Origin of the sequence: Priestia sp. HNGD-A6 (assembly GCF_045784335.1) — a bacterium.
GTDB classification, from domain to species: Bacteria; Bacillota; Bacilli; order Bacillales; family Bacillaceae_H; genus Priestia; species Priestia zanthoxyli.
In genome coordinates, this window is sequence record NZ_CP138621.1 from 985,381 (window position 1) to 1,004,522 (window position 19,142).

At 36.7% G+C, this 19,142-nt stretch carries 18 protein-coding genes; 3 read left to right on the forward strand and 15 right to left on the reverse strand.

Annotated elements, in window-relative coordinates:
• Positions 1–12: 12 nt before the first annotated feature.
• The 5 genes from pdxA to SCI76_RS05070 form a co-directional block, all read right to left on the reverse strand.
• On the reverse strand, positions 13–1,026 hold the full coding sequence (gene pdxA / locus SCI76_RS05050; RefSeq protein WP_033578700.1) for a 4-hydroxythreonine-4-phosphate dehydrogenase PdxA: 1,014 nt from the start codon (positions 1,024–1,026) through the stop codon (positions 13–15).
• Positions 1,027–1,070: 44 nt separating this feature from the next.
• Entirely contained in the window at positions 1,071–2,384 is a 1,314-nt protein-coding gene (locus SCI76_RS05055; RefSeq protein ID WP_034264664.1) for a four-carbon acid sugar kinase family protein, read from the reverse strand.
• Positions 2,385–2,401: 17 nt separating this feature from the next.
• Complete coding sequence (locus tag SCI76_RS05060) at positions 2,402–3,568, reverse strand: iron-containing alcohol dehydrogenase (RefSeq protein WP_328175217.1); 1,167 nt, start codon at positions 3,566–3,568, stop codon at positions 2,402–2,404.
• Positions 3,569–3,602: 34 nt separating this feature from the next.
• Complete coding sequence (dapA, locus tag SCI76_RS05065) at positions 3,603–4,493, reverse strand: 4-hydroxy-tetrahydrodipicolinate synthase (protein ID WP_033578697.1); 891 nt, start codon at positions 4,491–4,493, stop codon at positions 3,603–3,605.
• Positions 4,494–4,749: 256 nt separating this feature from the next.
• Positions 4,750–6,522: a PrpR N-terminal domain-containing protein gene (locus SCI76_RS05070; RefSeq protein ID WP_407545077.1), complete on the reverse strand. Its 1,773-nt coding sequence runs from the start codon at positions 6,520–6,522 to the stop codon at positions 4,750–4,752.
• Positions 6,523–6,877: 355 nt separating this feature from the next.
• Here SCI76_RS05070 and SCI76_RS05075 point away from each other — a divergent pair, with 355 nt between their 5' ends.
• On the forward strand, positions 6,878–7,174 hold the full coding sequence (locus SCI76_RS05075) for a hypothetical protein (protein WP_028413740.1): 297 nt from the start codon (positions 6,878–6,880) through the stop codon (positions 7,172–7,174).
• 106 nt (positions 7,175–7,280) lie between these two features.
• Here SCI76_RS05075 and SCI76_RS05080 read toward each other — a convergent pair whose 3' ends face one another.
• Entirely contained in the window at positions 7,281–8,732 is a 1,452-nt protein-coding gene (locus SCI76_RS05080) for an NADP-dependent glyceraldehyde-3-phosphate dehydrogenase (protein ID WP_407545078.1), read from the reverse strand.
• A 506-nt stretch (positions 8,733–9,238) separates the two neighbouring features.
• On the opposite strand from SCI76_RS05080, the gene SCI76_RS05085 reads away from it, so the two are divergent.
• Both SCI76_RS05085 and SCI76_RS05090 read left to right on the forward strand, forming a co-directional pair.
• Positions 9,239–9,379: a hypothetical protein gene (locus SCI76_RS05085; protein WP_165573386.1), complete on the forward strand. Its 141-nt coding sequence runs from the start codon at positions 9,239–9,241 to the stop codon at positions 9,377–9,379.
• Positions 9,380–9,870: 491 nt separating this feature from the next.
• Positions 9,871–10,026 carry an aspartyl-phosphate phosphatase Spo0E family protein gene (locus tag SCI76_RS05090; protein WP_016763750.1) on the forward strand — a complete coding sequence of 52 codons (156 nt, stop codon included), beginning with the start codon at positions 9,871–9,873 and terminating at the stop codon, positions 10,024–10,026.
• 136 nt (positions 10,027–10,162) lie between these two features.
• Here SCI76_RS05090 and SCI76_RS05095 read toward each other — a convergent pair whose 3' ends face one another.
• From SCI76_RS05095 to SCI76_RS05135, 9 genes are all read right to left on the reverse strand, one after another.
• Complete coding sequence (locus tag SCI76_RS05095) at positions 10,163–11,131, reverse strand: PHB depolymerase family esterase (protein WP_275211204.1); 969 nt, start codon at positions 11,129–11,131, stop codon at positions 10,163–10,165.
• A 412-nt stretch (positions 11,132–11,543) separates the two neighbouring features.
• Positions 11,544–12,890: an MFS transporter gene (locus SCI76_RS05100; protein WP_048021405.1), complete on the reverse strand. Its 1,347-nt coding sequence runs from the start codon at positions 12,888–12,890 to the stop codon at positions 11,544–11,546.
• A gap of 576 nt (positions 12,891–13,466) precedes the next feature.
• A complete protein-coding gene (locus SCI76_RS05105; protein WP_048021407.1) occupies positions 13,467–13,877 on the reverse strand; it encodes a GNAT family N-acetyltransferase in 411 nt (136 codons plus the stop codon).
• 93 nt (positions 13,878–13,970) lie between these two features.
• Positions 13,971–14,255: a DUF5316 family protein gene (locus SCI76_RS05110; RefSeq protein WP_048021410.1), complete on the reverse strand. Its 285-nt coding sequence runs from the start codon at positions 14,253–14,255 to the stop codon at positions 13,971–13,973.
• Positions 14,256–14,420: 165 nt separating this feature from the next.
• On the reverse strand, positions 14,421–14,903 hold the full coding sequence (gene ybaK, locus SCI76_RS05115; RefSeq protein ID WP_048021514.1) for a Cys-tRNA(Pro) deacylase: 483 nt from the start codon (positions 14,901–14,903) through the stop codon (positions 14,421–14,423).
• 96 nt (positions 14,904–14,999) lie between these two features.
• Positions 15,000–16,025 carry a hypothetical protein gene (locus SCI76_RS05120; protein ID WP_394557071.1) on the reverse strand — a complete coding sequence of 342 codons (1,026 nt, stop codon included), beginning with the start codon at positions 16,023–16,025 and terminating at the stop codon, positions 15,000–15,002.
• A 230-nt stretch (positions 16,026–16,255) separates the two neighbouring features.
• Complete coding sequence (locus SCI76_RS05125; protein ID WP_394557070.1) at positions 16,256–17,245, reverse strand: ABC transporter ATP-binding protein; 990 nt, start codon at positions 17,243–17,245, stop codon at positions 16,256–16,258.
• On the reverse strand, positions 17,238–18,236 hold the full coding sequence (locus SCI76_RS05130; RefSeq protein WP_407545079.1) for an ABC transporter ATP-binding protein: 999 nt from the start codon (positions 18,234–18,236) through the stop codon (positions 17,238–17,240). Before SCI76_RS05130 ends, SCI76_RS05125 begins: the two co-directional genes overlap by 8 nt.
• Positions 18,233–19,141 (reverse strand): ABC transporter permease, encoded by a 909-nt coding sequence (locus SCI76_RS05135; RefSeq protein WP_034264721.1) that lies wholly within the window; start codon positions 19,139–19,141, stop codon positions 18,233–18,235. Before SCI76_RS05135 ends, SCI76_RS05130 begins: the two co-directional genes overlap by 4 nt.
• Position 19,142: the final 1 nt, after the last annotated feature.

Here is a 19,142-nt window from a genome sequence, read left to right on the forward strand (position 1 = left end):
ACAACGCCACTTTTAAAACTTATTTAAAACCTTTTTAGGTGATAGCTCAGCAGCTGATTGAAGAGCAGCTAACATACTTCTTTCATCAGCAATTCCTTTTCCTGCGATATCAAATGCTGTACCGTGATCGACAGAAGTGCGAATAACGCCGCCGTTTAAACCAACTGTGATGTTGACACCCTCTTCTAACCCTAGGACTTTAATAGGCACATGTCCCTGATCGTGATAACAAGCGATGACAATATCGAAATCTCCGCGAACTGCACGGAAAAATAGCGTATCCGCAGGGTATGGACCTGTAACATTTATCCCTTCAGAAGCTGCAATTTGAATACCAGGAATTAGTTTTTCTTCCTCTTCTCCTTCTCCAAATAAACCGTTCTCTCCAGCGTGAGGATTAATTCCGCAAACGGCAATTCGCGGGTTTTTATACCCTGCGCGACTTAATGTTTCATGAGCAAGTTTGATAACGGTGTATGTTCGTTCCGGTGTAATAGCATCTATTGCTTTTTTTAATCCTACATGAGTAGTAAGGTGGATGACTTTTAGCTTTGGTGAAGATAACATCATGGAATAATCCTTTGTATTCGTAAGCTCTGCCAAAATTTCAGTATGGCCAGGGTAAGTGTAGCCGCCTTTATGTAACGCTTCTTTATTTAAAGGTGCCGTACAAATGGCCTGTATCTCTTGCTGCTTTGCTAATTCAATCGCTTTTTTAATAAATTTAAACGCTGCGCTCCCAGCTAATGATGAGATTTCTCCAACTGGAAGATCTTCCGGCACTAAGTCCAAATGCAGACAATCAATTACGCCATGAGTAAATTCTCCTTGATTTACCTCGTTAACGCGATGGACAGTTAACGAGGTTCGTGTCATTTTGATCGCTCTTTCTACTATCTTAGCGTCTCCTACAACAATAGGACGACAAGCTTCATAAACCGATGGATCTGCTAGTGCTTTTACAATAACTTCTGGACCTACTCCAGCTGCATCGCCCATTGTAATTCCGATAACAGGTTTCATCATATGCCTCCTTTAAAATTCACTTCCATTTTTATTGCACTGTTTAATTATTTGCTTAATCTTACAGAGGGTTCCCAAACATCTTTTTTCCCCTGCAGCTTCGATTTAGCTTTAAGCATAGCTACATCTGTACCAAAACTTCCTGCTTTCGTTACAGCAAAAATCTCTCTTTTATAATCTAACTTGCCAAGCGGTATACCAGGCTCCACTTCGTCAACCAAATGAAGTCTATGAACCTGTAATTGACTTAACACTTGTTGAGCCGTGTCTCCTCCTGTAAGAAAAAGATTAGTAATAGTACATTGATTAATTAGATCTACAGCTACTTCTCCCATGGCCATTGAAATATAGTCACTTATTTCAATAGCGCTATAGCCTTGTTTTTTACCAATCTCTTGTGTTTCTTTTACTTCTTCTGAAGAGAATAAAGCAATACTTTTTCCTGTTTTCAGAAATGTTAAGGCCCTCTCTATTACCTGATCTATTTCTTTTTGTCTGGAAACACCGTCTAAAATGATTTTTGATGGGTTCATTTCTACACTAATGGTGTCAGAGTATAGTAATAGTTGGTTCAGCTGATTTCTTCCAACTTTACTTACGCTTCCAATAACAAATAGCACGGGTTGATCATTTCTTAGAAAACTGACTTTCTTTGTGGATGGCTGTAGTCCATAAGCTTGAGGTAAATAGTTAATTAATCCGCTTGAACCGGACCATACAACAGAAAATTCCGTCTTTTTTATCGTTTCAACGAGACATTTAAGATCTGATTCATGAATTGAATCTACTGTGATGTATGAAATGTTTTGATTTTTGTATGCTTTAAGCTTTTTGAAGATAAATTCATATCCTGCATGAAGATCTTTGTACGAAAGATGGCCCACTTCCTTTTGCGCTTGGTTTTTAACCAGTCTGGCAATTAAAGAATCCTTTACGGGAGTTTTAGGATCGTTCGCTACTTCAGTTTCATCTAAACGTTTTTGATTCAGAAAATGTACGCCGTTAATTACTTGTCTTCCGGCGTTTGGAAAGGCTGGAGCGATAAAAACAAAATCAGGTTGAAATACGTCGTACACAGCATTAATTTCTTGTCCAATATTGCCTCTCATTGTGGAGTCAATTTTTTTGTAAATAACATCAAATGTTTCACCTTGAATTCTTTCACAAACGTTTTTAACTCTTTCGTAAGCCTCTTTCCCTGAAACAGCGCGGCTATCCGTATTAAATATAAAAGCTTCTTTTTTACTTAAATTACTATTGTCATCGGTTAAAACGACAGAAACATCTAACCCATAACGAACTAATTGTCCTCCGCAATCACTTGCGCCTGTTAAATCATCAGAAATAACGGATATTTTCATAGAATGTCATCACCTTTTTAAACAAGTAATTTACGGTAAATTCCTTCCATATCTTTCAAACTTACTTCTTTAGGATTATTATTTAATAATCGCGTTACTTTTGAAGCGGAAAGAGCTAGCTCTGGAACATCTTCTTCCTTTACTCCATATTCTTTTAGATTTTGTGGGATTTCTAAAACGTTTGTCCACTTTACAATACGATTTACTACTTTTTGAGCTACTTCCGTCTTTGAAAAACCCTCTATTTTAATTCCCATAGGCTCAGCTACGAGGAACAACCGATCTTCAATCGCATCCATGTTAAACTCCATCACATGGGGTAAAAGCATCGAATTAGCTACACCGTGAGGAATTTTAAATTTTCCGCCTAGCGGATATGCTAATGCATGAACCGCAGCAGTACCTGCACTTGTTAAAGCCATTCCGCCGTACATAGAACCTACAAGCATTTTTTCTCTCGCCTCGACCGAATTCCCATTTTGATAAGCTTCTATAATACTAGACGAGATGAGACGAATTGATTCTAATGCAACCATATCGCTTATTAAATTTGATTTATTTGAAATAAATGATTCTAATGAGTGAGTAAATGCATCCATCCCGGTTGCAGCTGTGATAGGTCTTGGCAAACTTAATGTTAGAACTGGATCGAGTACCACTAATTTAGGCAGTAAATACTTACTTACGATTCCAATCTTCAATTCTTCATCGGGCAGTGTAACAATCGCATTAGGCGTTACTTCCGAACCTGTTCCTGAAGTAGTTGGAATTAAGATAGTTGGTGTACCTGGGTTTTTAACTAAATCTGTACCTAATAGTTCACGGATAGATTGGTTATTTGTTTGTAAGACTGAAAGAATTTTTGTTGCATCCAGCACGCTTCCTCCACCAAATCCAATTAATACATCATACTGTTCTTTGCTAATGGCTTGAAAAACTTCTTCAATGTTTTCAAGCGTTGGCTCTGGAAGAACATCAATATTCACATAGGCTGATACGCCTTTGTCAGATAAATGATGCATAAGCTTCTCGACAAAACCTAACCTTTTCATCGATGGTTGAGTAATAATTAAGGCTGACTTGACTTCTGTACCTAATAGAGAAAGGTATTCTCCTACTTTTTCAATTGAATTTGGTCCTGCGATAAGATGATTTGCTGTTTGAAATTGATAAAGCTTTTGCATCATTTTAACCTCTTTCCCTTATAGTTAGTTTATTTTAAAGTGCATTCTGTTTTTTATAGCCCGCAACCATTTCTTTTACCTTTTCAAGGCCCTCTCCTGATAGTTCAGAGACTGGCAGTTTAGGAGGGCCTACCGGAATTCCATATAGTTCTACAGCTTTTTTCAAAGCCGATGGAAGCGTACCGTATTGGAATGTGTCTCGAAGAGGCTGTAATTTTTTTTGAGCTTCTTCCGCTTCGTTATTAAATCCCTTTAACCAGCTGGTGTAAATAGATACGACAATATCAGGGACCATATTTGCAGTTGCTGCAACTGCTCCTACTCCTCCTGCTTCTAAGGTCTTTAGTATTAAAGAATCCGTTCCCGCAAACACGGAAAAGTCTTTGTCTTTTGTTACATGAATATAGTTTTTGATATTTTCGAAGCTGCCGCTGCTATCTTTAATTCCTACTATATTAGGAACGTCTGCTAGCTTGGCGACAGTATCGGGCTCTAAGCTCATTCCCGTTTTTGAAGGGATATTGTATAAAAGAACTGGTAATGATGTTTCTTCTGCTATTTGCTGAAAATGAACGATCACTTCTTCTTGAGTTGGTGTAACAAAGTAAGGAGTAATAACAGAAAGAGCATTTGCTCCAAGGTTTTCCATCTGCTTTGATAATTCAATAACTTCTTCTGTACTGTTCCCTCCCGTACCAACAATTACGGGGATTCTTCCTTTGACCTCATCAATGATCACTTGAGCAATTTTTAATTTCTCTTCTTTTGTGAAGAGATGAAATTCACCATTTGTTCCTAAAGCAAAAATGCCATGGACACCTGATTCAATAAGGTGACTAGTTAATTGACGCAGTACCGGTTCGTTTATTTTCTGCTCTTTTGTTAAAGGCGTTAATAACGCTGGAATAATTCCTTTTAACTCCATATTCCTTCCTCCCTACACTATCTATTTGAATTTAGTTAATTGTTTATTTTTGCAACGTTTATGTACGATTTACTTTTTTAAAACGTTTACAATTTGAATTATATACATAAACGTTTAATTAATCAACAGTTAAAAGTGGTAAAATTTAATCTTTTCTAAATTGTTTAAAAATTCAACAGGAAAAACCACTTTATCTTTACTAACTTATAGATAAAGTGGTTTTAAATTTGACTCAATCGAATATATATAGGAAATTTCATTTTAGTTTCCGCCACAGAGTGGTTCGATTTATACCTAGCCTTTCAGCTGTCTTTGTTTGATTCATACCCTCTTCTAACCATATTCTTTTTATGATTTTTCGTTCGATTTCTTCTAACGTTCCGTTTAAATCAATTTCCTGATTGTCACTTGTAACGCGAATGGTACTTATTACTTTCTTTAGATCATGAAGCTCTAAAAAAGCCCCTTCAGCTAATAGTACACTCTCTTTAATGATCTGTTTTAGCTGCTTTATATTACCAGTCCATTCAAAATTCTTTAAGTTTTCGTTTGCATCGCTACGTATCCCTACGATTTGCTTGCCGAATTTTATATTGTATTCTCCGATAAAGAAAAGAGCTAAGCTTTCGATATCTTCTTTTCTTTCTGTTAATGAAGGAAGGTCCAAGGTTAAACTAGCTAATAAATAATACAACTCTTGATCAAAACGCTGTGTTTCAGTTAAGTATTCGATACTTTTACGCGATAAAGTTATAAAACGGCACGTAGTTGAATTCTTTTTTAAATAACTCGCTAATTGTTTTTGAGTATCCAATTCTAAAAGGTCTATATTGTTTAAAATAACGCTTCCATGCGGATTATGGGCTAATAAATCATCATAGGAACTTTTGTCTAGAAGGCGCGCCCACTGTGCTTTTGAGAGAACTTCACAATCTATAATAAGCAGTGGATATTCACGTCTTTCACTATTAAGATGAATAAGCTTTGCTAGTCGTTCTTTTCCAGTTCCTTCTTCACCGCTAATCCATACAGGTTCTTCCGTATCAGCATAAATAGTTGCAGCTTTTAAAACACCTTGCATTCTCTCATTTTTTGTGACGATAGTAGTAAGGTTACTTGCAGAGCTTACTTCGTTTTGTAAAGACACAATTGAGATTCCATCTATACCTTGATTTTCATTGGACTTATATTGATTAATGCGAAACATAATCAATTTTGAATGTGAGGTTTCCAGAGGATATCCTTTTACTGTCCAAAAGTCATCATTCCTACTAAAGACTGTTTCAAAAGAACCTGTGTTACATACAGTCTTTACAGCCTCTTCTACATTGAGGTTTTGTTTAAAGCTGTCAGTAAAATTCTTATTAAAATAAGGATTAGAAAAAATAGCCCGAGACGTTGAATTGTATACAACAATTCCTTCCATTTCATTTTGAATAATATCATAAGACATCAAGTAGTTTTTTTTGAAAGACGAAAGAAATCCATATATTTTCTTTGCATTTTGAAAAGATTTTAAAACACTTTCTTTTCCAGAAGTCAGCAATATACCATTGAGTCCAAGCTTTTCAGCTATTTTTACCGTAATGGCATCTCCAATAATATTTGTATATCCATCTTGCTGTAATTGAACTAAAATAGGCTCGATTTCTTTCTCACTTTTGACTTTGTATGCAGACATATTGATATCTAGTATTTCACAAATTGTAGAAGCTCCTTCTGAAATAGGAGAGAACCCAACAATTGCTTTTTTTCCTGGGTAACCTTTAGCAAGCGTCAGCACGCGAAGCATATCGTAACCAGAAACTTCAATTTCAACAACCGGGATAGTCAACTCTCTTTGGATGAGTTCCGCCGTTCCTCCTCGACTGATGATGATATCTATGCCATTATGTATTGCATCTTTAGCAAGAGTCAGGCCTTCTTCTAAATCACCTATCTCTACTTGCAACTCGAACTCTTCTTTTTCTCCTAGGGTAATCATTAGCTCTTTTAAACCGTTATAAGGAGCGATAGCCAGTACTTTCATTCAATCACCTTCTGTTGCATTTTTAAACACATCTATAATATACCAAAAAATTCTTTTGATGCAAAATGAATCAACTTACAAATATTTTTAAAAAGCTTTATATCGATTAAATATAGGTAAGGCTTGAAAACACGGACAAAGGTTACCTGCTAAATGACCTCTTCTTTTATTAGTACAAACTTCTCTATATTGAAAATATACCCACCCATTTCACCAATTTTTCACTTTAACATGATATCCTGTAGTATACTTTTGTTTCACGTGCTAATTCCCATATTTTTTTACTTTTTAAGGTTATTCGTTTTTATTAGTGGGAAAGTTACATAAATACAACACGTTATAGGGGGACTTTAACATGGATAAAAGAATTGAAACATTAAAAGAAAAGCTGCCTGATAATCATAAAGAGGTTGCTGTTCTTACCTCTCATATTTTTGATGCGCTTGATAAATTAACAACTGAACATCGCAGATATGTTGATATTTCGGCAGCAGCCAAAATAAAGCCGAATCCGGATGAAGAGAAAGCTTTTTTTGATACCATCTATGAAGTAAAAACACTCATTATGTCAGAGCTCGAAAAAACCGTTGAAGATATCGAGCACAAAGGTGATAAAAACTGGCATAAGAACTATAAAGATGGAATCGAGTGATAGGTAAATAAGACGTTTAAAAGCCTGTGCTTTTTGGAGCACAGGCTTTTTTCCATGAGATTCTCTACATTTTACTGACTCGATTTGGATAGCTCTTGGAATTCAATCATTGAAGATTTAATACCGTTACTTTTTCACGAGTCATGGATTCAATGCTTTTACGAATGCCTTGAGCGCCCATACCGGATCCTTTTACGCCGATAAAAGGAAAATGATCAGGGCCGCGTTCTGTGCGGCCGTTGATTTGAACGGAACCGACTTCCATTTTATTTGCAATTGAGAAAGCTTTATTAATATCTTTTGTAAAAACGCTTGCTTGTAAGCCAAATTCTGATTCGTTTGCGATGTCAATGGCTTCTTGGTCAGAAGCGACGCGGATAATTGGTAACACAGGACCAAATGGTTCTTCCCATGCTACACGCATAGTATCATTCACGTTATCTAAAAGAGTAGGATAGATAAGGTTGCCTTCACGCTTGTTCCCAGTCACAACTTCTGCACCTTTTCCGAGCGCGTCTGCAATTAAAATTTGAATAAAGTCCGCTGCCTTACTATCAATTAATGGAACGATTGTACATCCATCTTCAGGAGAACCCACTGATAGTTTATGTACTTCTTCTTTTAGGATGTCGACCAGCTCGTTTGCCACTTTTTCATGTACAAGTACACGTTTAATAGCTGTACAGCGCTGACCCGAATAAGAAAATGCTCCGCTTATAATATGTTTTGCTGCCTCCTGTAAATCTGCATCTTCACATATAATACCCGGGTCTTTTCCTCCAAGTTCTAGTACAAGAGGAATCATGCCTGCCTTTTTAGCTAACTGAGTACCCGTATTTGTTCCTCCGGTAAACGAAATCATGTTAATGCCTTTATGTTCAACCAAGTAATCACCAATTACAGATCCCCGGCCCGTTACGACGTTTACAAGTCCTTGTGGAATCCCTGCTTGATCAAGAGCTTCAATCATCTTAATACCGCTGATCGCTCCTTGCGTTGCGGGTTTGAAGATAACTGCATTTCCTGAAATAAGAGCAGGCGCAAGCTTAGCAGCAGACAAATTTACCGGATAGTTAAAAGGAGGAATCGCGAGTACCACGCCTAAAGGCACGCGTTCAACAATCGCAACCTTTGACTTAGAACCTCCAGGAAAGCTATCTCCTTTCATGCTTTCTCCGTTCATATGAAGAGCTTCTTCAACTGTATAGCGAATGAAATCTGCCGTGCGTACGACTTCATTCCTTGCATCTTTTAAGCTTTTTCCAACTTCTCTCATAATAATTTCGGCAATTTCACTCTGCATTTTTACCAGCTCATCTGCCCACTTATATAAATATTTGGCACGGTCTTGCAGAGAAGTTTCTGTCCACCCTTGCTGAGCTTTCTGTGCGGCATGTACCGCTTCATCGACTTCTTCTTTTGTGATAGCCTGCACTTTTCCAATCACATCATGACGATATGGAGAAACAATATCGATCGTCTGCCCTGATTTGCTTTCTTTCCACTCACCATTCAGATAAAAAGAATAAGTTGATACATTTAAAACCGTTGTTGTCATAAAAAGTCCCCCTTAATAAAAGTGAAATTTATTATCAAAATTTTCAGTCTTTTTTACGAATGAAAACTATGTGAATATTTGAGCAAAAAGAATTCTACTTGTATTCATTTCTATAACTTTTATATTCCGTGTAACTCCTTAATCTTATACTGCTTACTTGTTGCCTTTAAAGCAGCAGCTTTTTTCTTTTTAACTTAAAACAAACCCTTGTATAATTTAATGAATATTTCGTATTTTTAATATATATAAATTTCTTTCATTCGTACAATATAAATAAGTTATCTTAATGATTAATAATTTTAATGATTCATGCCCCGAATACGAAGAAATTTTTATGTTTTCCTACTTTTTTAAGCTCCCTTGATTGTATTTACTTTGGATGGATATTCAGGCGATGCATACCCTCTTTTTATTCTATGTGTTGAGAAAATAAAATAAGGGTATAAAATAAATATAGGAAAATGAAGATGAAAGTAGAATATATATTCTAAAGGGAGGGATTTATTGTGATTGTTACTTTAGGTTTTGTGGCATCAATTATTGCGTTGTTTATGCTTTTTACTAACCGGACGTCCAATATCCCGGAAGAAATAATCCATGAAACAACAAATGCCAATAAAGAAGAGCAGTATATGTATTATATATAAAGCGTCTTAACAGACGCTTTTTTGTTGCGCTTTTTACAAAGTCTATAGCGGTTAGAAACGGCCCTCACCTATCATTTATCTTTATTTGTCAGTGCCTGATAGCCATAAATAGTTAAACAGAAACCAATAAATGAAAAAAAGATATGTTTTTGTTTAAAGTTGACTAACTTAAATAAGTCCAATCTTATGTTAACATGCCTAAATGTAATCTGATTATGCCTATATCCAAAAAACAGGGGAAGCTCTGTTACTCCGTCAGTTATTTACAACCGGTGGAACAATTATAATTAAGACAGAGCGCAGCTTCCAGCAAAACGTTTAAGAGTTAATTCTTTTTAAATGAAAATATCTGAATTCAAAATACGACAGACTTCGACACTATCTATTTGTTACTATATTTTTTAGGTTCTATTTTTAGATTTGAACCGTTTTTACATAAAAAATTCAATAATTTAAACCTTTAAAATGACGTGGCAAGTGGAGGAAACTTAATGTGTTTCAAATGTAGACTACTGCTGATAAAGATAGAATTTATACGAAAAATGATGATGATGATTGCCCTAGAAGAAGGGTTTACAAGTAGTAATACGATTAAAATCAGTCAGGATCTAGATGTATTGTTAAATCGGTTTGAAGCTACTTGTTAAGAAATGCTGGTTGATAACAGAAAAAGGATCTTTCGATAAGATCCTTTTTTTGCTGTTGGTCGACAATTATTTGTTTCAAAAAAATGAAGGCTGATGTTATTTAGTAGTACATCTTGATCGCTCGTTCATATTCTAGTTAAACATTCTGTGCTTCAAAAAAATTCCACATCATTTTTGAAGCATTAGGACCTTTTGAATCAGTATCTGATCCATTGTCATTTCCACCTGACCATGCATGCCCCATATCCTCTACCATAATTTTTTTCATCCAGATTTTATTTTCTGCATCTACGTAGTCATAAGTTATGTAACTATAATGATTTTCGTTTTCCCTTGAAGTGTAAGAAGCAGCATTTTCATGTAGGTCGATACCGAAATACTTATATGTATAAATCCACTGCTGAATTAGTGTAGACGCATTAATTGGATTAACTGTTGTATCTGATTGGCCATGAAACGTAATGATGGGAACAGGCCGTGCGTAAGATCCCATTTTCTTATAAGCTTCATCACCGTCAAATTCAGGATTTAGAGATCCATATAGCATAACTTCTCCGGCTGTTATGAGGTCTACAGCATACGCATTACTGCCTGCTGAATGAATGCCTACCGCTTTAAATATATCAGGATAAGCAATAGCCATCACATTCGCCATAAAGCCTCCAGCTGACATGCCAGCAAGGTATATATTAGTAGAATCAATCGCATACTTAGTGGTTATGTGATCAATCATATCTTTTATTATGTCTGGCTCTCCATTACCGCGAAACTGGTTATACTCATAAAACCAATTCCAGCACCCGTTGGAATTAGCAAAGTAATTCATTTGGGGATAGAGAACAATAAAACCTTTTTCTTCCGCTAGCTTATTCATTTCCGTACCCGCAGCAAAATCATCTGCGTCTTGTTGACACCCATGAAGCATAACGATTAATGGTACTTTACTTAACCCAGTATATGTACTTGGAACATATACCTTGTAGGTAAAGTAATCATCATAATTATACTCTTTCCAAATAGGGCGAAAGAACGCACTCTGTAATTCTATTAAAAAAGTTGAAGCGCTTAAAACTGGATTCATAAAAAAGGAACATAAAGTATTCACGAAGTTTACCCTCTCTCTATTTCTGATGTATATACTCTCTATTTCGTTATATCACAAAATAATCCTTTTATTATGTATCTTATCTTTCATATATGTCTTTCATTATTTTTCTCTTCACTCTTTAGTGGTACAAATTCATAGAGTAAGTTACGCTCTGCGTTGGGTAACAACTTTGGTTAATTTTATTAAACTTACTATAACGACTATCCAATTGGGAAAATTTTAAAGGGAGTGTTCAAAATGCCGAAAATAAAGCCTAGTTTTAAACATTACTGGAATGAGATCATACAAGGACTTATTATCACTAAATAATATACGAAAATCCTATTATAGAATTAAGGGTATAAAAAAAGACTGGCTATAAAAAGCCCGTCTTTTTTATGTTACCAAACGATTATTTATTTAACCAAAATTAAAAGCTGATATTATTTGGCGGGACGTTGTCATCTTTGTCATCTGTCTTCAGCTCAGATTCTATATATGAATCTTTAGAGGATTCTCCCATACGCCAATAAACAAGAAAGCTGATGGCAATACACCCTGCTACATAGAAGAAGAAAATTGATTCATGGCCAATACTTTTTAGCCATAGTGCGATAAATTCTGCTGTCCCTCCAAATATGGCAACTGTAAGTCCGTACGGTAATCCTACACCAAGAGCTCGAATCTCCGTTGGGAAAAGCTCAGCTTTTACAATTGCGTTAATAGATGTATAACCGGTTACAATGATAAGTCCAACTGTCATTAATAGAAAGGCCATGACTGGGTTATGTGCTTGTTTCATAAAAAGAAACAGCGGTACAGTCAGCAATGTTCCCAAAATACCAAAGCTCATTAACAGAGGTCTGCGTCCAATTTTATCAGATAGCATCCCTGCTATTGGCTGAATGACAACAAATACAAGCAGCGCACAGAAGTTAATCCAGCTTACGACCCCTTTATCCAGCCCTACACTGTTTACCATGAATTTTTGTAGATACGTTGTATACGTATAAAATGCAACCGTTCCTCCTAATGTTAAACCAATAACGGTCAACACTGCTTTAGGGTGCTTCATAAGTGCTTTAATAGTCCCTGCATTTTCACGGCTTTCAGAGTCCATTTTAGAAAATTGCTCTGACTCATCCATGGTACGTCGCAGCCATAAAACGCTTAGCGCGCCGATGGCTCCAATAACAAAAGGAATACGCCAGCCCCATGAAATCATATCTGCTTCACTAAGAACGTTTTGCAGAATAATTTGAACACCTAATGCTACCAGCTGACCAGCAACAAGCGTTACATACTGAAAGCTTGAATAAAATCCTCTTCGCCCGCTGCTCGCCATTTCAGAAAGATAAGTTGCAGACGTTCCGTATTCTCCCCCTAAGGAGATTCCTTGAAGCAAACGTGCGAGTACTAGAATAATAGGAGATAATAACCCTATTGTGCCATAGCTAGGGGTACAAGCGATAATCAAAGAACCGCTCGCCATGATGGTAATAGATAAGGTAAGCGCAGCACGGCGACCATATCGATCGGCATAGCGTCCCATTAGCAAACTACCGATTGGACGCATTAAGAAACCAACAGCGAAGATTGCGGCTGTGTTAAGCAGCTGACTTGTTGGATCGCCTTCTGGGAAAAATTGCGATGAAAAATAGACGGCAAAAGCAGAGTAAACGTACCAATCGTACCATTCAATTAAATTTCCAACAGACCCCTTAAAAATATTACTTGTAACACGCCTGTTGTTTGCAGCTTCACTAGTATGAGCCATGAGCAATCCCTCTTTTCTTTGAGTGTTTAATGTTGGTTCTCCTGTAACATGAAGTAGTAAGTAATTTACCAGTAAATCTTTTTAAACAGCTAGATTGTATTGCTTTCTATAAAACCTATTCAACCAATCACTTATATAATGAGAGCGCTTAAAAAAGGTTGAATAATCCATTTCAATATCATTTATAGGTAACAAAATAAGGGTTTTAAAAGCGGCTGCTGTCTATTATATATGTAGTGTTAACCCTCCCTTCTATTTATATATTGTACTATTGATTAATTAGAAAATATAATATTTTCTAATTATTAATACAAAAATTTTACAAAGTTCGGCTTTCTAATTTATATGACAAACAGAAAAAAGCCATGTTCTTTAAGTGAGAACATGGTTAAGAAAATACTCTTTTCAACTTGTGAGTGTAAGCTGCTTACATTGACATAATATGTAGAATAAACATAACTTGTACTGAGCTCTAACCTAAATTTAAGATAATTATTGAATTTTAATCTTATCCCTTATTATATATACAGCCATAGATGCTCTATAATTTTGTTACATCGGCGACCTTAATTTATCTCATTGAACTTTAAATTCACACAAAAAGCGCTCCACTCCGAGATATTTTTCACCTAAACTTGTTATTTGGAAGCCAAACTTAGAATAAAAGTTTACTGCCTCTTTATCTGTCTCAGCAAAAATAGAATGTATATCATAGTTCTTACAAAGAAAGCGAATCATGCTGCTTCCTATTCCTTTCCCTCTCTCTTTTGGTAAAACAGCTATATGTTTTATAACAGCTTCCTTGGGGTTAAGAAATTTAACTCCCATACAGCTAACTGTGTCTCCATTTACTTCAATACTATATAATTTCCGACTTGGCAAACACGTGTATTTTTTATACTCCTCATTAACCTTCTCTTCTAAAGTGGCATAAGATAACAGCTTTTTTATTGTTGGATTCACTGCAGTTGAAGTAATTTCTTTCACCCTAGCACCTCTTTTCACTATTATCTTATGAATAAAATAATTAGTTTGTTTTTTTAGGACCTTGCGGCTTGCTCTTACATGTCGAAGAATAAACTATACAAAGTAATGAATGAGAAGAAATACCCCGAGAACTGGAGCGGCAGCTAACATAAGGTTTATAGAGTTTGTAATTCTCCACTTCTTGTCCGTTTTTGATTCTGTGGAAAGGTTAGCTCTCATTCGATCACCGCTTACAGCTGCTCCAGATATGATAAGAGCTAGCCCCACTAATATAATGAAAGCGGTGAAAAGTACTGTTTCTGAATTTACGTTAGCTATTGTACATGCTACTAAAAGAATAAAAGATAAAATGAACCCACCAATAATTGATTTAATCATTTCTGTCTTCCTCCTAGTTTTTTTATAAAACCCCCATGCATTATCTATATAATATCATTTTTTCTATATTTTTACTTTTATTTTTCGTTATTCCAACAGTAATTAAAGCAACTAAAAAAGCGAAACGCTTATGTCTAAGTGCGTTTCGCTCAAGGGAACTACATTTCAACTATCTTTTGTGATGTCTGCCGGACGTATACGAATTACTTTTGATAAGTCACTTAGTGGTAACTGTATCTGATGACCTACACGCCCGCCTGAAAAGTAAATCGTTTCACAGTCTTCTGCTGTAGAGTCAATGAAGGTTATGAACTGCTTTTTCATTCCGATAGGAGAACACCCGCCGTGAACATATCCTGTAAGTGGCAACAGCTCTCTTTGAGGAATCATTTCTAAGGACTTTTCACCAGCTGCTTTTGCCGCTTTCTTTAAGTCAAGCTCCTTTTCAACTGGTACCATGAAGACATAATGTTCTTTTGATTTCCCTACGGTCACAAGTGTCTTGAAGACTTTAGCAAGATCCTCTCCGAGCGAAGTAGCTACCTGTACCCCACTCAGATTTTTAGTTTCATAAGAATAATAATTGTACTCAATTTTTTTCTGATCTAAAATTCGCATTACGTTTGTTTTATCTGCTTTTTTACCCATAATTATCACCGATACCATCATAACACGTTTTGTTTTCATATCTCCATATATTAGGATGGATAGGTTAGTAAGGGGTCTTTTGTTTATAAAGATATTTTAGTTACTTTCTTTTAAATCAGCATATGCATCAGCTACTTCTCCAGTTTGCGGATTTACTGTATAAAAACCATAAAAAGCTTCGTGTTCAGTGGAATCGGCTGTTGCCTCTTGATATTGATAGACACGTATTGAATAATTTCCTTCTGGAGTATCCCCGTCATATACATAATACATATTATCCATTGATAAACTCAAAAATTCTTTTACACGCTGTTCTGCTTCTTCATGTGTCAACAGATTTTGTGATTTCCCTGATGGAATTTCTTTTTTACTTGATTTTTCGCTCTTTTCTTGGTCTTGCTTCTCTTGTTCGGCATCTTCTGAAGTTGTATTGTTATCGGTGTTCTCTTCTTGTGACACTATATCACCTTTTTGATATTTCCCATCATAATAAACGCCTACTCCACCACCAGAACTAGTGCAGCTCGGCTGAATTTTAACTTCTATATAACTTGTATAGTTAGTCATCGTAATCATACAACCACCGTCTATATCATCCGTTATTTGAGTAGCGACATTTCCTTTAATCTTTGCAATTCCTTCCACATCCCCTGCACTCACAATTCCTGTACTAACATCTTCTGGGTTGTCAAAATGATTTGCGTTTAATTTGAACTTAAACGTGTCGCCTTTTAAATTAGTAATATCTATTCCAGCGGGGTCTGTATCAATATTTCTGCTCCACGTGCTACCCCAGTCAACTTGACTAGACGCTGATTCAGTTTTATCTGCTGCTTGCGTAGAATCTTCTTTCTGTTTATCCCCTGGTTTTGAGGATTCTTTCTCTTTTTCTGTGACTTTATTTGTTTTTTTATCCGACTCTTCTGTAGCATTGTCTTGAGGCTCTTTTTTCTTGATTGCTTCGTTACTTTCTTCTTTTGCTTCTACGTTTTTCTTTGTTGCGTTCTCCTTGGTTTCTTGAGAGCTTGTAGCGGCTTCCTTTTCATCTGAAAAACTACACCCGGTTAAGCTACCTACACATAACAGTAGTGAAATTCCCAAAACAAAAGATCCCTTTTTCATCTAAAAACCCCTTTTTATGTATATTTATAGAACTATATTATCATTAAAATATTCGTTTTTTATATAAAAATGAATCTAATATGCTAAATAATGACTTTTCACTACCCTTGGAACCCGATGTTTTCAAAGAAAAAAGCCACTAGAGACACTAGTGACTTTTTCATTTCTATTCATTCAATTATGCTGCTGCATCAATATGGTTGTTTTCTCTATCGCTACAGATTTTCACCTTAACTATATAGATGACATTTTACTTTATGCTTGCTATCAATCACTGTATCTTCAGGTGTTTCTTTCATGCAGCGGTTAAATGCGAACGGGCATCTTTTATGAAACGCACAGCCTGAAGGTGGATTAAGAGGAGAAGGAATTTCACCTTTAACCTCAATTTTTTCACGTTTTTCATGTTCATGAATCGCCGGGACAGAGGATAAAAGAAGTTTTGTGTAAGGATGACGAGGATTTGAAAAAATCTCATCTGTTGGCCCTTCTTCTACTAATCTTCCTAAATACATTACGCCAACGCGGTCTGCAATATGTCTTACAACGCTTAAATCGTGGGAGATAAAGAGATATGAAAGCTTCATTTCTCTTTGCAAACTGCGCAGTAAGTTCAAGATTTGTGCTTGAATGGATACGTCCAGCGCTGAAACCGGCTCATCACAAATGATAAGCTTTGGATTCAAAATCAATGAACGCGCAATGCCTATACGCTGGCGCTGGCCGCCTGAAAATTCGTGCGGATAACGGTTGTAATCTTCTTCGTTAAATCCAAGCTTTTTTAATAACTCAATGACAAGCTGCTTTCGCTCGCTTTTTGCGCCTACATTATGAATTGTTAATGTTTCTTGAATGGAAGCTCCAATCTTTTTCCTTGGGTTAAGGGAAGTATGCGGATCTTGGAAAATCATTTGCAAATCTTTACGAATCGTCCGTAAGCGTGATGCTTTAGATTCGAAAATACTTTCTCCATTAAACTGTGCTTCCCCGCCCGTTGGTTCTACTAACTTTAAAAGCGTGCGCCCCGCTGTACTTTTCCCGCACCCAGATTCACCTACTAATCCGTACGTTTCGCCTTCATAAATATCAAAAGACAAATCTTGAACCGCTTTGATTTGTCCCTTCGCTTTTCCTAAGGCTGAACGAACCGGATAGTATTTTTGCAGGTTGCGAACTTCAAGCAAGGGCTTGGCGCTTTGCTGCTTTGCTTCACTAGACATACGCAACCTCTCCTTCTTGAATTTTTTCATAGTGCCAGCATCGAACGCGATGCGTCTCATCGGCATGCTCTAAAACAGGTACTTCTTTATGGCATTTTTCCGTTGCAAACGGGCATCTTGGTGCAAAACGACAGCCGTCTGGCACGTTTGAAAGCGGCGGAACCGTTCCTGGAATGGACGAAAGCTCTTTTGCTCTGTCGCCATCTAAGTGAGGAACCGACTTAATTAAGCCCATTGTATAAGGATGAAGCGGTTTTGAAAACAGCGTTTTAACGTCCGTTTCTTCCATCACTTGTCCTAAATACATCACGGCTACTTTTGTACAAATATTAGCGACAACGCCTAAGTCATGGGTGATGAACAGCACGCCCATGTTGAGCTTGTCCTTTAAATCCATCATAAGGTCAAGGATTTGCGCTTGAATGGTTACATCTAAAGCCGTTGTTGGCTCGTCGGCAATAAGAAGCTTCGGCTCACAGGCTAAAGCCATCGCAATCATAGTGCGCTGCCTCATTCCTCCCGAGATTTCATGCGGATACTCTTTTGCTCGCTGTTCTGGAGACGGAATGCCAGTTAGTCTCAAAAGCTCTACGACTTTCTTTTGCGCTTCTTTTTTAGAGACTTTTTGATGCAGACGAATCACTTCAGCAATTTGTTTTCCAATTGGCATAACGGGATTTAATGACGACATGGGATCCTGGAAAATCATTGAGATTGCGTTTCCTCTTAGCTTTTGAATTTGCTTTGAAGACATGTCTAATAAGTTTTTTCCTTCAAACAAAATCTTACCATCGTAGCTTGTTAGGTCTTCATCTAATAACTGAAGAATAGATTCGGACGTTACGCTTTTTCCAGATCCGGATTCACCGACAATGCCCAATACTTCTCCTTTATTTAATTGAAGAGATACATTGTCAACAGCCGTTACTTCTCCGCTATACGTTGTAAAAGTTACTTGTAAGTCTTCTAATTTTAAAAGGGCGTTACTCAACGTTTTTTCCTCCTTTTCTTCAGCATTACGTTTTTCGGATTTAACCAATCGCGCAGACCGTCACCAAATAAATTAAGGCCAAGTACAATTAAAATGATAAATACACCCGGAAACACGGTCATCCACCACGCGTTGTAAATCGCAAGCTTTCCGTCATACAGCATATTTCCTAAGCTTGGTGTTGGCGCAGGAATTCCAGCTCCTAAAAAGCTTAGCGAAGCCTCTGTTAAAATCGTCACGGCAAACACGTATGTTACTTGAACGATTAAAGGTGATAAGACGTTTGGTGCCATATGAAAACAAATGATTCGAAGTGAGCTTGCTCCTTGAGCTTTTAGCGCTTCAATAAATGTTTTTTCTTTTACAACAAGCGCAGCTGAACGAACAATTCTCGCAATCGAAGGAATAAATACAAGGCTCAGTGCGATAATAACATTGCTTGTTTTAGGTCCTAAAGCAGACATGATGGCAATTGCTAGTAAAATAGACGGGAAAGCAAACAAGCCGTCACAAATTCTCATTAAAATATAATCAAGAATTTTATAATAAGAAGATAAAAGTCCAACGATTAAACCAAGTACAGTAGCAATAATCGTTACTGCGGCTCCAATCATTAACGATATTCTGACGCCGTACATTGTCCGACTAAATACATCTCGCCCAAAGTTATCCGTTCCAAACCAGTGCGTGCTTGACGGCGGTGCTAATCGATTTGCAGGGTCGATTTGTAAGCTGCCAAAAGGAGAAATGAGCGGAGCAAAAACAGCAATCAAAATAGATAATAAAATAAGTATCGCTCCTCTTACTAGCAAACGATTTGAGAAGAAACGCGCTGCCGCTGGGTTTCTTTTTTTCTTTGAAGTTACTGAAATGGTCTCTGTATTTTGTTGTGCGTTCACATTCATC

What these genes read in the sequence shown, in the direction of transcription:
- pdxA (WP_033578700.1), bottom strand. Translation starts at nt 1,026, where the DNA reads ATGATGAAACCTGTTATCGGAATTACAATGGGCGATGCAGCTGGAGTA.
- SCI76_RS05055 (WP_034264664.1), bottom strand. Translation starts at nt 2,384, where the DNA reads ATGAAAATATCCGTTATTTCTGATGATTTAACAGGCGCAAGTGATTGC.
- SCI76_RS05060 (WP_328175217.1), bottom strand. Translation starts at nt 3,568, where the DNA reads ATGCAAAAGCTTTATCAATTTCAAACAGCAAATCATCTTATCGCAGGA.
- dapA (WP_033578697.1), bottom strand. Translation starts at nt 4,493, where the DNA reads ATGGAGTTAAAAGGAATTATTCCAGCGTTATTAACGCCTTTAACAAAA.
- SCI76_RS05070 (WP_407545077.1), bottom strand. Translation starts at nt 6,522, where the DNA reads ATGAAAGTACTGGCTATCGCTCCTTATAACGGTTTAAAAGAGCTAATG.
- SCI76_RS05075 (WP_028413740.1), top strand. Translation starts at nt 6,878, where the DNA reads ATGGATAAAAGAATTGAAACATTAAAAGAAAAGCTGCCTGATAATCAT.
- SCI76_RS05080 (WP_407545078.1), bottom strand. Translation starts at nt 8,732, where the DNA reads ATGACAACAACGGTTTTAAATGTATCAACTTATTCTTTTTATCTGAAT.
- SCI76_RS05090 (WP_016763750.1), top strand. Translation starts at nt 9,871, where the DNA reads ATGTGTTTCAAATGTAGACTACTGCTGATAAAGATAGAATTTATACGA.
- SCI76_RS05100 (WP_048021405.1), bottom strand. Translation starts at nt 12,890, where the DNA reads ATGGCTCATACTAGTGAAGCTGCAAACAACAGGCGTGTTACAAGTAAT.
- SCI76_RS05110 (WP_048021410.1), bottom strand. Translation starts at nt 14,255, where the DNA reads ATGATTAAATCAATTATTGGTGGGTTCATTTTATCTTTTATTCTTTTA.
- ybaK (WP_048021514.1), bottom strand. Translation starts at nt 14,903, where the DNA reads ATGGGTAAAAAAGCAGATAAAACAAACGTAATGCGAATTTTAGATCAG.
- SCI76_RS05120 (WP_394557071.1), bottom strand. Translation starts at nt 16,025, where the DNA reads ATGAAAAAGGGATCTTTTGTTTTGGGAATTTCACTACTGTTATGTGTA.
- SCI76_RS05125 (WP_394557070.1), bottom strand. Translation starts at nt 17,245, where the DNA reads ATGTCTAGTGAAGCAAAGCAGCAAAGCGCCAAGCCCTTGCTTGAAGTT.
- SCI76_RS05135 (WP_034264721.1), bottom strand. Translation starts at nt 19,141, where the DNA reads ATGAATGTGAACGCACAACAAAATACAGAGACCATTTCAGTAACTTCA.